At 74.1% G+C, this 14,928-nt stretch carries 11 protein-coding genes; 5 read left to right on the forward strand and 6 right to left on the reverse strand.

What is annotated here, in order from left to right; all coding sequences use genetic code 11:
- Positions 1 to 26: 26 nt before the first annotated feature.
- Together ACFW1A_RS06220 and ACFW1A_RS06225 are read right to left on the reverse strand one after the other, a co-directional pair.
- The gene (locus ACFW1A_RS06220; protein WP_380404993.1) at positions 27 to 1,673 is read right to left on the reverse strand and encodes a cellulose binding domain-containing protein; all 1,647 of its coding nucleotides are present in this window, start codon (positions 1,671 to 1,673) and stop codon (positions 27 to 29) included.
- A gap of 154 nt (positions 1,674 to 1,827) precedes the next feature.
- Positions 1,828 to 2,499 carry a DUF5995 family protein gene (locus ACFW1A_RS06225; protein ID WP_380404996.1) on the reverse strand — a complete coding sequence of 224 codons (672 nt, stop codon included), beginning with the start codon at positions 2,497 to 2,499 and terminating at the stop codon, positions 1,828 to 1,830.
- Positions 2,500 to 2,726: 227 nt separating this feature from the next.
- On the opposite strand from ACFW1A_RS06225, the gene ACFW1A_RS06230 reads away from it, so the two are divergent.
- Positions 2,727 to 4,565, forward strand: a complete 1,839-nt coding sequence (locus ACFW1A_RS06230; protein ID WP_380404999.1) for a DUF4157 domain-containing protein — start codon at positions 2,727 to 2,729, stop codon at positions 4,563 to 4,565.
- Here the strand turns inward: ACFW1A_RS06230 and ACFW1A_RS06235 are convergent.
- Both ACFW1A_RS06235 and ACFW1A_RS06240 read right to left on the reverse strand, forming a co-directional pair.
- Positions 4,552 to 6,171 carry a class I adenylate-forming enzyme family protein gene (locus tag ACFW1A_RS06235; RefSeq protein ID WP_380405004.1) on the reverse strand — a complete coding sequence of 540 codons (1,620 nt, stop codon included), beginning with the start codon at positions 6,169 to 6,171 and terminating at the stop codon, positions 4,552 to 4,554. The two genes, ACFW1A_RS06230 and ACFW1A_RS06235, sit on opposite strands and share 14 nt — an antisense overlap.
- Positions 6,168 to 7,733 (reverse strand): CoA transferase, encoded by a 1,566-nt coding sequence (locus tag ACFW1A_RS06240; protein WP_380405008.1) that lies wholly within the window; start codon positions 7,731 to 7,733, stop codon positions 6,168 to 6,170. Before ACFW1A_RS06240 ends, ACFW1A_RS06235 begins: the two co-directional genes overlap by 4 nt.
- Before the next feature lie 178 nt (positions 7,734 to 7,911).
- Here ACFW1A_RS06240 and ACFW1A_RS06245 point away from each other — a divergent pair, with 178 nt between their 5' ends.
- Genes ACFW1A_RS06245 through ACFW1A_RS06255 form a run of 3 tightly spaced genes read left to right on the forward strand, consistent with a single transcriptional unit; the run spans position 7,912 to position 11,784 of the window.
- A complete protein-coding gene (locus ACFW1A_RS06245; protein WP_380405011.1) occupies positions 7,912 to 10,311 on the forward strand; it encodes an FHA domain-containing protein in 2,400 nt (799 codons plus the stop codon).
- 55 nt (positions 10,312 to 10,366) lie between these two features.
- A complete protein-coding gene (locus ACFW1A_RS06250; protein WP_380405014.1) occupies positions 10,367 to 10,861 on the forward strand; it encodes a hypothetical protein in 495 nt (164 codons plus the stop codon).
- Positions 10,861 to 11,784, forward strand: a complete 924-nt coding sequence (locus ACFW1A_RS06255) for a serine/threonine-protein kinase (protein WP_380405017.1) — start codon at positions 10,861 to 10,863, stop codon at positions 11,782 to 11,784. Before ACFW1A_RS06250 ends, ACFW1A_RS06255 begins: the two co-directional genes overlap by 1 nt.
- A 7-nt stretch (positions 11,785 to 11,791) precedes the next feature.
- On the opposite strand, the gene ACFW1A_RS06260 is transcribed toward ACFW1A_RS06255, so the two are convergent.
- The gene (locus ACFW1A_RS06260) at positions 11,792 to 12,187 is read right to left on the reverse strand and encodes a VOC family protein (protein WP_380405020.1); all 396 of its coding nucleotides are present in this window, start codon (positions 12,185 to 12,187) and stop codon (positions 11,792 to 11,794) included.
- A gap of 247 nt (positions 12,188 to 12,434) precedes the next feature.
- On the opposite strand from ACFW1A_RS06260, the gene ACFW1A_RS06265 reads away from it, so the two are divergent.
- A complete protein-coding gene (locus ACFW1A_RS06265; RefSeq protein WP_380405023.1) occupies positions 12,435 to 13,565 on the forward strand; it encodes a GNAT family N-acetyltransferase in 1,131 nt (376 codons plus the stop codon).
- 52 nt (positions 13,566 to 13,617) lie between these two features.
- Here the strand turns inward: ACFW1A_RS06265 and ACFW1A_RS06270 are convergent, their stop codons facing one another.
- Complete coding sequence (locus ACFW1A_RS06270) at positions 13,618 to 14,847, reverse strand: DUF4185 domain-containing protein (protein WP_380405026.1); 1,230 nt, start codon at positions 14,845 to 14,847, stop codon at positions 13,618 to 13,620.
- Positions 14,848 to 14,928: the final 81 nt, after the last annotated feature.

Below are 14,928 nucleotides of genomic sequence, written 5' to 3' on the forward strand. Positions count from 1 at the left end.
GCCCGGTGCCGTTCCCTGGTCGGGGCTCAGCCGGTGTAGCCGGCCCACATCTTGGAGAACTGGTACGGCGTCTGCTGGATGTTGGTGCACTTGAACAGGGCGCCGGTGCAGGCGTTGGCGTCCCGGGTGACCTCCCAGAAGGCGAGCTCGCCGAGGTGGTTCTGCTGGGCGAAGGCGAGCAGCTGCTGGGCGTCCGAGATGCCGAAGACCTCGCTCTGGTTGTCGTTCTGGCCCAGCATCGGGGTGACCCCGATCATCGCCCAGGTCTGCGCGGTGGTCAGGTTGGTCCACACCGAGGCCACCTGGGCCCGGGTGGACTGGGCCGACTTGATCGCGTAGGCGCCCATCTGCCCGGACGGGTTGGGGGCCTCGGTGTCGCCGAAGTCCATCGCCATCACGTTCACCGTGTCCACGGCCACCCCGGCGGCCTTGGCGGACTGCAGGATGTACACACCGTCGGCGGTCAGGCCGCTGGGCAGCACCGGCAGGGTCAGGGTGACCTTGAGGTCGCGGCCCTTGGCCCGCTGGGCGGCCTGGACGGCGGCGACGGCGGCCGAGCGGCGGTCCACGGAGGCGCGGTCGGAGACCGCCGAGCCCTCGATGTCGAAGTCGATCCGGTCCAGCCCGTAGGCGTCGACCACCTTCTGGTACTGGGCGGTCAGGCTCGGCACGTCGGTGCAGGACTGGGCCAGCTCGGTGCCGTTCGCGCCGCCGAAGGAGGGCCGGACGTCCCCGCCGACCGCCCGCACGGCGTCGAAGTCCGCCTTGTCCCAGCCGGTGCCCGGGTCGTAGGCGTTGAACCAGCTGGCGGTGCAGGCCGAGGTGCCGTTGACGATGAAGCCGAGCGAGAGCTGCTTGAGCCCGGTGGCGGCGATGATCTGCGGCAGGTTCGGGGTCGGGTAGGCGCCCAGGTCCACGAAGGGTGCGGCCACCCCGGCGCTGCTGCCGCTGCCGGCCACCCCGGTCACCGCGGCGGACTTGGCGGACTCGTTGCCCGCCGCGTCGTAGGCGGTGACGGTGAAGGTGTGGCTGCTGCCGGCCAGCAGGCCGTAGACGGTGGCGGTGGTGCCGGTGGTGGTGGAGGCCACCATGGCGCTGCCCTCGTAGACCCGGTAGCCGGCCACCCCGACGTTGTCGGTGGCGGCGTTCCAGCCGAGCGTGACGGCGTCCGGACCGGTGCCGGCCACCCGCAGGCCCGCGGGCACGGTGGGCGGCGTGTTGTCGGCGGGCTGGCCGGCGCAGGGCTGGTTGTTGATCAGGCAGTTGCCCGGCAGCACCTGGGTGCCGGCGGCGGAGACGTCCATCCCGACCACGGGTGCGCTGGCCCCCGGGGCCAGCGGCGAGGCCCAGCTGGGCGAGCTGATGGTGTAGTGGGTGCCGCTGCTGGTCAGGGTGCCGTTCCAGGCGCCGCTGACGGTCTCCCCGGCGGGCAGGTCGAAGCTCAGCGTCCAGGAGTTGACCGTGGTGTTGGTGTGGTTGGTGATGGTGTAGTCGGCCTCGAAGCCGGTGGACCAGCTCTGCGGCTCGGTCAGGGTGGCGACCAGGCCGGAGATGCCGGCATCGGCGGGGGTGGCCGTGGCGGCCGCCGTCGCGGCGGCGGGGAGCGCCAGCGGCAGCGCCGCCCCGGCGAGCAGGGCGGTGGCGACGACGGTGGGCAGGGTGACGCGCCTCATGGGCGAGCCCTCCTCGGGCGTGGGGGAACGGTGTGGGGGCATGCCGCGGCGCTCTCCACATTGGTAGAGACCAATGTGGTGCGTCAATACGCCGATCCTTAAGCGGAGCTGATTTCCCCTCAGGGCAAGGGTCGGGCAAGGGTCGGAGCGGTCCTCAGGCCTCGACCGGGGTGAGCAGGGCCCGGCTCACCATCCCGACCGAGGCGTCCAGCGCGGCGCCGTAGGCCTGGTACGCCGGGGGCAGCGGGCGCAGTCCGCGCAGCGCCAGCACGCTCGCCCAGGCCGCGTCCCGGGCCCGGTCGATGCTCCACACGCCGAGCACGTGCAGCAGCGGTTCGGCGGCCCGGGTCGGGTCGGGCAGCAGCTCCTGCCGGACCTGCGCCTCCACCTGGGCGAGCAGGTCGTTGACCCGGTGGAAGTCGGTGTCGAAGGACTCCGGATCCCGCCCCAGCGACCGGGCCGCGTCCAGCACGGCGAGCGGCAGGTCGTGCTCGATGTGGGCGTTCATCCCGGCCAGCGCGAACTGCAGCGGATGGATCCCGGCCCGCGCCCGCAGCTCGAACAGCGGCCGCCAGCAGGCGACCGGCTGCTGCCCGGCGGCCGCCGCGTCCACCGCGGCCAGGTACCGCCCGGCGAACAGCCCGTCGAGCAGGGCCAGCGCGGCCGGGGCGGCGAAGAACCCGTCGGCGAGCCGGGCGGCGATCAGCTCGGTCACGGTGAGGTACACCCCGTGGAACACGCCCACCCCGTCCCCGGGCGGGAAGGTCGGCGCGAGCTCCCGCATCCGCGCGAGGACCTGGTCGACGGTCGGGGCCGGGTTGGTCATGGGTCCTCCGCGCGCGAGAGTCGGCGAGCCGTTCGATACAGGCTCTCAGGTCGAGCGCGAGTACGGGGGGCCGGTTCGGCTGTCGGGAGGCATCCGCGCAGCGGTCCGGACTGCCTGAACGGGCATCAGCACTGCCCCCGCGACGGTCCCTCGGGGCCTGGCGGGCCGGTCGCGCGGGCGGTAGGCATGAGGGAGCGTCGACCGTCCGTGGCAGAGGGAGCCAGAACATGCACGCCCAGGACCCCGACCGGCAGGCGGCCGGCACCCGGCCCCGTGCGGGGGAGCAGCTCGCGCCGAAGGCGGTCGGGGGCGAGGCGGTGAGCTCCGCGATCGCGGGCGGCGGACCGCTGTCCGCGGCCGCGCTGCTCGCGCTGCAGCGGGCGGTGGGGAACGCCGCCGTGGCCGACCTGGTCCAGCGGGCCCGGCACGAGCACGGCGCCGACTGCGGGCACCCGCAGCAGGAATCCGCGCCGGTCCAGCGCTCCGCGGTGCACGAGGTGCTGAGCGGGGCGGGCCGCCCGCTGGACCAGCCGGTGCGGCAGGAGATGGAGTCGCGGCTGGGGGCGGACTTCTCCGACGTGCGGGTGCACACGGGCACCACCGCGCAGCGCTCCGCGGCCGAGATCGGTGCCCGGGCGTACACCGCCGGCAACCGGATCGTCATCGGCGAGGGCGGCGCCGACAAGCACACGCTGGCGCACGAGCTCACCCACGTGATCCAGCAGCGCCAGGGCCCGGTGGCGGGCACCCCGACGGCCGACGGGCTGAGCGTCAGCGACCCCGGCGACCGGTTCGAGCGGGCGGCCGAGGCCAACGCCACCCGGGCGATGGCGCTGCCGACCTCGGCCGCGGCGGAGCAGGCCCCCGTGCAGCGCGCGGTCGACCCGGGGGCCGCCGGGCCGGTGGCGGTGCAGCGGGTCATCAAGGTCACCCCGGGCATGTACGCGCAGGGGATCGGGGCGACCGCCCAGACCATGACCCAGCGGCAGATGCTCCAGTACGTCCTGATGGTCGTGCAGGACGAGGTGAAGATGGCGGTCGGCCTGCCCAGCTACGACCAGGCCCGCCACAAGTTCGCGGCACGTCTGAAGCAGGTCCGCACGCACGTGCGGGACAACCAGGTGGCCGACGCCTACACCCTGGTGACGGCGCTGGTGACCGACGTGAACGCCTTCCTCCGGGCCGACGAGAACCTGGTCTACACGACGGACTACTACCCCGCCGGCCGCCCGGAGGGCCGGGACGCCTCCATTCCCCGCCCGAACGCGCAGACCCGCTACGCGACCACGCCGGCGATGGAGACGGGGTACGAGCACACCCCGCTGCCCCAGCAGCCGGAGGAGCCGCGCTGGGGCGACGACGAGGGCATGCGGGCCTCGGTGGCCCAGTCGCTCGGTCCGGTGGTCTCGGAGGAGGGGCACCCGCAGTCGGACCCGCGGCTGGCGAGCCACCCCAGGGGCGGCGCCAACCTGCCGCTGACCAAGCTGACCTGGCCGCAGGCCACCACGATGCTGCCCCGCCCGCTGCTCAACCTGCTGTTCGACGTGCGGTTCCAGCTCGAAGCCCCGGCCGGGTCGCCCGTGGTCATCGACGAGCGCACGCCCGACGAGCAGGCCCGCCAGGTGAAGAGCCCCAACGAGCCCGGCACGCTCCGTAGTTGGCACCAGGACGACTACGGTCGGCTGCCCGACACCGGGTTCGCCGGGACGGTGCCGGACCACGGCGACGCGCTGCACCAGCACTACACCGCCACCTCGCAGAGCGGTGCCGGCTCCTCGACCCAGAACGCGGCCACCGGTCCGCGCGGCCTCGCCGAGTACACCGCCACCGGCAGCAACTGGGAGCACAACACCAAGGTGGTGCTGGACTACATCAACAAGCGGGTCTACCTCACGGTGACCCACTACCAGTACTGGGGACTGATCCCGGGCGCGGGCGGCGGGGCGTGGGAGTTCTTCCAGAGCTCCAGCCAGAAGCTGACGGACGCCCAGGGTGCGCTGGCCCAGCACCCCCGCGGCGGCTCCGGGATCCTGCTCAGCCCCTGGGTGGAGATCACCCTGCCGTGACCGGCACCGGGCGGTCCGTCCGGGCCGCCCGGGCCAGCGCGGCCAGTGCGGGGCGGGCCAGCTTGCCCGTGGCCGCCAGCGGCAGGGCGGTCAGCGCGAGCAGTTGCTCCGGCAGCTTGCGGCGCTCCAGGCCGCGCTCGCCCTCCAGGAACCGGTTCAACTCGGGCAGGCTGGGCGCCGGGTGGCCCTGGCGCGGCACCACGCAGACGCACAGCCGCTCGCCCAGGTCCGGATCGGGCACCGCGACGCAGACCGCCTCCGCCAGCGCCGGGTGGGCGCCGGCGTGCCGCTCGACCTCCACCGGGCTGATCGAGTAGCCGCCCCGCTTGATCAACTGGCTGTTGCGGCGCAGCAGTCGCAGCCGCCCGTCGGCGGTGAGCAGGCCGTGGTCGCCGGTGCGGACCCAGCCGTCCGGGTCGCGGCGGGCGGCGTCGAGCTCGGGTGCGCCGACGTGGCAGAGCGGGGTCATCGGGCCGCGGGCCCACAGCTCGCCCGGCTCGCCGGGGGCGGCACCGGGCGTGGCGAACTCGCAGACGGCCGGGTCGGGACGGCCCAGCAGCATCGTGTCCGCCGCCGGATCACCGTACTCCGCAAGGCAGTTGACGCCGTCCGAGGAGCCGTACAGGTTGCTCACCGGGCAGCCGAACCGGTCCAGGCAGGCGGCGAGCAGCTCGGGCGGCAGCCCGTCGCAACTGGCCACCACCGCCCGCAGCGAGGAGAGGTCCTCGCCCGGGGCCGGCGGCAGGGCGGTCATCCGGCGCAGCATGGTGGCCACGCCGAACAGGTGGGTCGGCCGGTGCTCGGTGACCGCGCGCAGCGCGCCGGCCGCGTCGAACCGGTCCTGCAGCACCAGCGTGGCCCCGTGGCGCAGCAGCGAGACCACGCCGAGCGAGCCGTACGAGGCGGCGAGCGGGACCAGGACCAGGGCGCGCGGTGCCGGGGTGCCCGCATAGACGGAGCGCAGGTAGTTGCCCCGGCCGCCGGCCATCGCGTTGTGCGAGTAGGCGATCATCTTGGGCTCGGCCTCGGAGCCGGAGGAGACCAGGATCCGGGCGGGGGAGTCGGGGGCGGGGTACGGTGCGAGCGGGCCGTCCGCAGCGGCCGAGCCGGCCTGCTCGGGGGTGCAGACCGCCCGCAGGTCCGCGAGCTGACGGTTCATCAGCAGCTCGTGCGTCGCCCGGGTGGCGACCAGCGCCGTGGCCCGGGAGCGGCGCAACAGGGCCAGGGCCTCACTGCTGCCGGGGCCGTCGGGGAAGGTGAGGGCGATCGCGCCGAGCGCGGCCGCGGCGAGCTCGGCGGCCACGGCGGCGGCCCCGTTCGGCAGTCGGACCGCCACCACCTCGCCCGGCGCGACCTGGCCGCGGTCGGTCAGCAGGGTGCAGAACTGGCGCACCATCAGGTCCAGTTCGCGGTAGCTCAGCCGCTCCGACGCCTGCGCGGCGGTGGTGATCACCGCCGCCCGCGCCGGATGCCGCCGGACCCGCTCGCGGAACAGCCGGTACAGGTCGGCGTCCGGGTAGTGGCCGGCCGCCGCCCAGCCGCGGCGCACCGCGGCGGGGACCAGGTCGGGCAGTGCCAGGCCCTGCGGCGTGGTCCAGACGGTCATCGGAACTCCCAGGGCGGGCGGGGCAGTGCGCAGCCGTCCCGGTGCACGGCCGCGGCGAAGCGCGGATCGTCGGCCAGCTCGGCCGGCGTGAGCGCCGCGAACTCGGTGCGCCCCGGCGCGGCAGCCGTGGCCAGCAGCGAGCAGGCCGCCGACCAGAGCGAGGACTCCACCCGCTGTCCGTGGCCGGTCGCGGCCCGCGAGAGCAGGGCCGCCAGCACGCCGACGGCGCTGGTCAGGCCGCCGAAGACGTCGGTCACCGTGAGCAGGCTCGGGGTCGGCGGCCGACCCGGCGGGGTGAGCAGCGCGGCCAGCCCGCTCTGCGCCTGCACCAGGTAGTCGGTGCCGAACGGGGCGTGCTCGCCGAAGAGTTCGCCCCAGCCCGAGGCGTAGGCGTGCACCAGGCCCGGGCGGTCGGCGAGCAGGCCCGCGGCGCCCAGCCCGAACACCTCGGCCTTGCCGGGGGCCAGGTTGTGCAGGAACACGTCGGCGGCGCCGATCAGTTCGCGGATCGTCCGCTGCCCGGCGGCCGACCGCGGATCCGCCTCGACCACCTCCTTGCCCCGGTTCAGCGCGTGGAACCGGGCGGAGACCGGGCCCGCCATCGGCGGGACGCCGCGCAGCGGGTCGCCGCCCGGCGGCTCGACCCGGACCACCCGGGCGCCGAGCAGCCCGAGCACCTGCCCGGCCAGCGGCCCCTGCAGCCGGCGGGCCATCTCCACCACGGTCAGACCGTGCAGCGGCAGCCGGCCGGCGGCCAGCGGCAGCGGCCCGGCCGCGGGGCCGTCGGCGGCCGTGATCCGCCAGGGCGGTTCCGACACGCCCGTCGACCGGGCCGCCCGCACCGGCACCACGGCCGCCCCCGCGGCCTCGGCCAGGTCGTGCAGCCGACGGAACGCCAGGGCGCCGGTCAGTGTGCCGAACTCCGCCGGCAGCAGGCAGGTGCCCGTGGTGTACCGCAACTGGAACGCCGACCAGCCCCGCCCCGCCGTCCGCAGCCCCATGCCCAGGCCGGTCCAGAACCGCAGCCACTGCTCCGGCTCCAGCGCCTCCAGTTCGAACCGGACCCCGTCCGCGCTGGCGAACGGCGGCGCCTGCGCCGACACCGCCGCCGCCGGTTCGCCGGAGGCCAGGTACTGCCCGACCGCCAGCAGCGCGCCCTGCGCGACCGAGGTCCGCACCCGGCGCCGCCCGCCGAGCCGCGCCGCCAGCAGGCCCTGGACCGCGAGCAGTCCGGCCACCGCCCCCGCGTACTCGATCCCGAGCGCCGTCGCCCGTCCGTACCGCCGCCCGTGCACCGCGGCCAGCCCGCAGGCCGCCTGCACGTCCGCCTCGCTCGCCAGCGCCAGCGCGACGGGACCGGCCCAGTCGATCCGGCAGTCGACCTCCCCGTCCAACCCGAGCCGCCCGGCCCCCGCCGAGCCGCCGACGCGCTCCACCGCGCAGCCCAGCAGCTCGAGCTGACGGGCCGCCAGCTCCACCGCGGTACCGCCCCCGGCGACCGTCAGCCGCGCCCCGGCCAGCACCGGTGCGGCGAGCGGGGACGCGTGGACACGTGTGGACATCAACCCTCGCCGAGCCGGGGATCTGCTGGGGACGTTGTGGCGCACGGGACGGCAGCCGTCTCCTGCGCTCTGCGTGACGAGAGTATCACGCCTCGTAGTTGGCCCAGGTCGGGCAGGGGCCGCAGCCCGCCCGCTGCCACCGATCGCTGCCCCCACCCCCCGGGGCTATGGTCGAACCATGGGAGAGCGATCGTCCGCGCCCACCGCGCCGCAACTGGTCCTGCAGACCGCCGGCGACTCGCGGGTACTGAGCCCGAGTCGCGCGTACCACGTCGGTCGCGACCCGGTCAGCGAGATCGCCCTCAGCGACCCCCGGGTGAGTTGGCACCACGCGCTGCTGCACGCCGAGGACGGGCACTGGGAACTCGACGACCTGGACAGCACCAACGGGACCTTCGAGGACGGCCACCGGATCGCGCACCTGAGCCTCGACCTCGACCACCCCGACCACCACCTGCGCCTGGGCAGTGCCGGCGACGGGCCCGAGCTCGGGCTGACCCTGCAGCGCCCGGCCCCGCCGCCCACCCGGATCACCGCCCCGCCCGGCCCCGCCGCCCAGCCCCGCCCGACCGCGCTGACCGCGATCACCGGCTCGTTCCGCCCGCCCACCAGCGTCCACGCGCTGGCCGGCGCCCGCACCGTGCGGATCGGCCGCTCGCACGACAACGACCTGGTGCTCGCCGACGACCTCCAGGTCTCCCGCCACCACGCCGAACTCGGCGCCACCTCGGACGGCCGCTACCAGATCACCGACCTGGGCAGCCACAACGGCACCTACCTGAACGGCCAGCCGGTGATCCAGGCCCCGGTCGGGCCCACCGACCTGGTCGGCATCGGGCACTCGGTCTTCTGCCTGGTCGGCGGCGAGCTGCAGCGGTACGCCGACACCGGCGAGGTCACCCTGGACGTCGAGGGCCTGGTGGTCACGGTGGCCGACGGGCGCCGACTGCTGGACTCGATCAGCTTCCCGGTCGGCCAGAAGTCCCTGCTGGCGGTGGCCGGACCGAGCGGTTCGGGCAAGTCCACCCTGCTCGGCGCGCTCACCGGCCTGCGCCCGGCCGACCAGGGCACGGTCCGCTACGACGGGCGCGACCTCTACCGCGACTACGCCGAACTGCGCCGCCGGATCGGCCTGGTGCCGCAGGACGACATCCTGCACACCCAGCTCACGGTGCGCCGCGCGCTCGGCTACGCCGCCGAACTACGTTTCCCCGACGACACCGCGGCCGCCGAGCGGGAGGCCCGGGTCACCGAGGTGATCGGCGAGCTGGGCCTGGAGCGGCGGGCCGACCTGGTGATCTCCAGCCTGTCCGGCGGCCAGCGCAAGCGGGTCAGCGTGGCGCTGGAACTGCTCACCAAGCCCTCGCTGCTCTTCCTGGACGAGCCCACCTCCGGTCTGGACCCGGGGATGGACCGCTCGGTGATGCAGATGCTGCGGGCACTGGCCGACGACGGGCGCACCGTGGTGGTGGTCACCCACAGCGTGCTCAGCCTGGACCTGTGCGACCGGCTGCTGCTGCTCGCCCCCGGCGGGCGCACCGCCTACTACGGCCCGCCGGACGAGAGCCTCGGGTACTTCGGCTTCGAGCACTGGCCGGAGGCCTTCGAGGCCTTCGAGAGCCAGCAGGAACGCGACTGGTCCGGGCAGTTCCGCTCCTCGCCCGAATACCAGCGGTACGTGGCCCCGCTCACCGAGACCGCGCCGCACCCGCGGACGCCCGAGCCCGCCGCGGCCCAGAAGGCCCCCGAACCGCCGCCCGCCCCGCAGCGCTGGCACCGCCAACTCGGCACCCTGGTCCGCCGGTACGCCACCGCGCTGACCGCGGACCGGACCTTCCTGGCGATCATGATCGCGCTGCCCTTCGTGATGGGCGCGATGGCGCACGCGTTGGCGGGCAGCGCGCTCACCAACAGCACCGCGCTCAACGCCCTGCTGCTGCTCTGCGTCGGCGGCGTGCTCACCGGCGCGGCCAACGCGGTGCGCGAGCTGGTCAAGGAGCGGGTGATCTACCAGCGCGAGCGCGCGGTCGGACTGTCCCGCTCGGCCTACCTCTGCTCCAAGGTGGTGGTGCTGGGCACCGTCACGGTGGTGCAGGCGGTGGTGCTGACCATGGTCGGGCTGGCCGGTGTGAAGCTCAAACCACAGGGCGGCAGCGGGGTGTTCATGCCGCCGCTGATCGAGATCACGCTGGCGGTCGCGCTGCTGTCGTTCACCGCGATGATGCTCGGGCTGGTCATCTCGGCGCTGGTCGGCAAGGAGGAGGTGACCATGCCGCTGCTGGTGCTGCTGGCCATCGTCCAGGTGGTGTTCTGCGGCGCACTGCTGCGGCTCGACGGAGTGCCGGTGCTCAACCAGCTCTCCTGGCTGGTGCCCTCGCGCTGGGCGCTGGCCGCGATGGCCTCCACCCTGGACCTGCACGCCATCGTGCCGGGGACCCTGACCGCCGACCCGCTGTTCAAGCACGACGCGAAGACCTGGCTGCTCGACATGGGGATGCTGGTGGTGCTGAGCGTGGGCTACGGGCTGCTGGTGGCCCGCCTGCTGCGGCGGCACGAGCCGGCGGTGATGCGGCGGTGAGCCGGCGGGTCCTGCAGCGGATGCGGCGCCGGCTGATGCGGTGGGTGATGGGATCGTGAGCGAGCCGCAGGCCGGGGCGGAGTTCGCGCCCACCCACGTGGTCCCGCCCGGCGGGCTGCCCAGCTGGGAGGCGCCGGACGCGGCCCGGACGGCGCCCCGGCTGGACCCGCTGCTGCCGGTCCGGCTCGCCGAACTGCGCGGCGACTGGGCCCGGGTGGTGTGCGCCAACGGCTGGCACACCTGGGTGGACGGGCGGCTGCTGCTCACCCTGCCGCACCCGCCCGGCAACGGCGAGCTGCGGCCGGGCGAGGACCCGCGCCCGCTGCTGGCCAGGCTCCAGGCGGCGCTCACCGGCTACCGCGAGCTGCTCGACCGGCTGGCCGACGGGAGCCTCACCACCCAGGAGTTCGCCTCCCGGGCGGGCGGCCTGCGGATCGGTGCGGTGGTGGACGGCGCCGAGGCCTGGCTCTTCGACCCGGCCGCCAAGCGCTGGTACTACTGCGACGGGCAGCGGTTGCGGACCTTCGCCGTGGCGGACGGTGAGCCGTAGTGTCCACGGTCCCGTCCGACCTGATCGGCCGTCGGATCGCCGGCTACCGCCTGGAGCACGAGATCGGCCGCGGCGGGATGGCCCGCGTGTACCGCGCGGCCGACCTGCGGCTCGGCCGGACCGTGGCGGTCAAGATCCTCGCCCCCGAGCTGGCCCGCAACGACGTGTTCCGCAAGCGGTTCGAGCACGAGTCGCGGATCGCCGCCTCGATCGACCACCCGCACATCGTGCCGGTCTTCGAGGCCGGGGAGGCGGAGGGGGTGCTGTTCATCGCGATGCGCTTCGTGGTCGGGCGCGACCTGCGGGCCCTGCTGGACCGCGAGGGTCCGCTGACCGTGCCGCGCACCGCCCGGATCGCCGCCCAGGTGGCCTCCGCGCTGGACGCCGCCCACGCGCACGACCTGGTGCACCGGGACGTCAAGCCCGGCAACATCCTGGTCGCCGAGGGCACCGACAGCGAGCACCCCGAGCACATCTACCTGACCGACTTCGGGCTCACCAAGAAGTCGCTTTCGCTCACCGGCTTCACCACGGTCGGCCAGTTCGTCGGCACGCTGGACTACGTGGCCCCCGAGCAGATCGCGGGCAAACCGGTGGACGGGCGCTGCGACGTCTACGGGTTGGCCTGCGTGGTGCACGAGATGCTCACCGGCCACCCGCCGTTCGAACGGGACGACGACATGGCGCTGCTCTGGGCCCACCTGAACGATCCGCCGCGGCCGGCCGTCGGCCAGGGCGGTGCGGTGGACGGGGTGCTGGAGCGCGCGCTGGCCAAGGACCCGGCCGACCGGTTCGCCAGCTGCGCGGAGTTCGTGCACGCGCTGCGGGTCGCCCCGGTCGGCGCGCCCGCGCCCACCCAGGTGGTGCGGGACGCACCGCCACCGCCGCCACCGCGGTGGGCGGCGGCGGTGTACCACGAGTGACGGACCGTCAGGACTCGGGGAAGCCGCCGTACGGGCGGGTGATCAGCTCCATGCCGTGTCCGACCGGGTCGTGGAAGTAGACCCCGCGGCCGCCGTCGTTGTGGTTGATCTGGCCCGGCTGTTGCATGAACGGGTCGGCGTAGTAGGCGATTCCGGCCTCCTGGATCCGCCGGAAGGCGGCGTCGAACTCCTCCTCCGAGACCAGGAACGCGTAGTGCTGCGAGGCGATCGGCTGCTCGGCCGGCGTGCTCGCGAAGTCCAGGGTCACGCCGTTGGCAGTGGTGAGCGGGACGAACGGCCCCCACTCCCGGCCGACTTCGAGACCCAGGATGTCCCCGAGGAACTCGGCGGACTTCCGGTTGTCCCGGGCGAAGACGATGGTGTGGTTCAGCTCTATGGACATCTGTGGAATGCCTCCGTCAGGCAGTCTCACGGGCACCTCCATGCCTCACCCGGTCGGTGACCGGCACGCGATGCCGTACTCCGCATCCTAACCGTGGCGCTGCGCGGAGTGTCGTTCCGGAACTGCCTACACAGAGGATGAGGAGCACCACGTCTGCGGTACCGTTCGCCGTCGTGCTGTGACCCGGGGGCGGCCGGCCGTGGGATAACCGGGGGACATCCGGCAGCCCGCCCGTTACCGTGGCGCGATGATCACCAATCTGAGGGTCTCCTTCCTCGGCGACTCCTTCGTGCAGGGCCTCGGCGACCCGGAGTACCGGGGCTGGGTGGGGCGGGTGCTGGAACGGGTCGGGGTGGCCGAGCCGTTCGAGCTCAGCGTGTTCAACCTCGGCATCCGGCGCAACAGCTCCGCCGACGCGCTGGCGCGCTGGCGCGGCGAGGTGGGGGCACGGCTGCTGGCGGGGGCGGACAACCGCCTGGTGGTGTCGCTCGGGAGCAACGACGCGATGCCGGGGGAGGACGGCGCGCCCCGGGTCGACCGGGTCGACTTCCTGCGCAATGTGACGGAGCTGCTGGACGGGGCGCTCGAACTCGGCCTGCGCGTCCTGGTGGTGGGGCCGCCGCCGGTGGTGTGCGGTGGACCGGAGCACCTGGAGCGGCTGGTGGCGGTGGTCCCCGAGCTGGCGGCTCGCTGCGCCGAGCGGGGCGTGCCGTTCGTGGACGTGACGGGCGCGCTGGCCGAGGACGAGGTGTGGGTCGGCGAGGCCACTGCCGCCGACGGGGCGCACCCGGGCGCGGCCGGGTACGCGCGGCTGGCGGAGCTGGTGCTGGCGGGCGGCTTCGCGGAGTGGCTCCGCCCGGCCGGCGGTGACGAACGGGTGCCCGGTCGGGTGGTGATCAGGGAGGCCCGGGCCGAGGACTGGCCCGCCGTCTGGCCGTTCTTCCAGCGGATCGTCGCGGCGGGCGAAACCTTCACCTACCCGACCGACCTCACCGAGGAGCAGGGCCGCGAGTGGTGGATGCTGCCTGCGCCGAACCGCACGGTGGTCGCCGTGGACGAGGACGGCACGGTGCTCGGCACGGCGAAGATGAACCGCAACCACCAGGGCAACGGCTCGCACGTCGCCAGCGCCAGTTACATGGTCGACCCGGCCCGTGCGGGCCGCGGCGTGGGGCGCGCGCTGTGCCGGTACACCCTGGACTGGGCCCGGTCGGCCGGCTACCGCGCGATGCAGTTCAACGCGGTGGTGGCGAGCAACCGGGCGGCGGTCCACCTCTACGAGTCGCTCGGCTTCGAGGTCCTGGGCACCCTCCCGGAGGGCTTCCACCACCCGGTGCACGGCTACGTGGGCCTGCACGTCATGCACCGCAAGCTCTGACCCGGCCCCGGGCGGGGCAGCTGCGCGCTCCGGGAGGTGGGTCGGGCCGCGGTCACGGGTTGATGCCGTCGTACTGGAGCACCCGGTACGGCGAGGTCCCCTGCTGACCGTTCCACTGCGAGACGATCAGCGTCAGCGAGCCGGCGCTCGCGCTGCCCGGGTGGATGTAGCCGCCGTACAGGAAGGGCAGCTGCGGCCGGCCCCAGTGGCTGGGCGGCCAGGAGGCGTTGCCCGCGATCTGCACCTTCGGGGCGGTCCAGACGGCGTCCGGCCGCGGCGCGGTGCGGGTGCAGATCGAGTAGTCGGTCACGTCGAAGTAGCTCATGCAGTACGTGCCGTTGATCCGCTTGACCGAGAACTCGCCGATGGCGTTGCCCGAGAGGATGACGGAGGGCCCGACGTCCGTGGTCCACTGCCAGGAGCCGTTGAGGTAGGCCCAGTTCTGCTGGGCACCGAAGTTGCCGGCCCGGAAGTCGTCCGGCCGGATCCGGAACAGCTGGATCGCGCCGCCGTCGCCGGTGTTGCGGTGGGTGCCGTTCCACCGCTTGGAGAAGACGTAGAGCCAGCCGTCCGGATCGATCCCGGCGAAGGACCACATGCCGTACATGGACTGGTTGACGCCCTGGTGGTCGCCGGCCCAGTGGTAGGGGTAGTCCTGCCAGGTCACGCCGTAGTCGTCGGAGTACGCGACGCCCGACATCAGCGAACCGTCGTGGCCGGCCGGCGGGTTCCAGTCGTTCACCGAGGTGTACTGGAGGTAGGTGCGGCCGCCGAACTCGATGCAGTCGTTGGGGATCCGGCTGAACTCCCAGCCGTAGCCGTTGTCGGTCTGGTGCGCGTAGTCGAAGAGCTGGTCGGCCCGGCCGCCGGTGGGCATCGCCCAGCTGTAGGAGATCGGGGAGCCGCCGGAGCTGTCGAAGTTTGCCTGGGCCAGCATCACCGGCGAGCCGAGGTAACGGCCCTGCTGGGCGGACTGCGCCCAGGAGTCGCCGAAGACGTAGCCCCAGGAGCTGTCGTGCGCGCGGAAGTAGGGGATGCCGAGGTCGCCGGAGCCCAGGCCCTGCGCACTCGCCGAGTCGCCCGGGCCGTCGCAGAGCGCGGCGCCCGTCTGGATCATCGGCGTGACGGCCCGCGGCGCGGCGGTGCCCCGCACGGCGCTCGCGGCGGCGGCCGAGCCGGCGGTGGCGACGACCAGGCCCGCGCCCAGGGACAGGCCGGCGCCCGCCCGGAGCACCGAGCGGCGGGAGAGCTCTGCGCGGTCGGGCTGGGAAGGGTTGGACATCGAGGGTCCTCCTGAGGGTGGTTCATGAGGTGGTTCATGAGGGTTGGCGGTGCGGTCGGACCGGTGAACGGCTGCTGACGG

The organism is Kitasatospora sp. NPDC058965, assembly GCF_042741245.1.
Lineage (GTDB): Bacteria > Actinomycetota > Actinomycetes > Streptomycetales > Streptomycetaceae > Kitasatospora.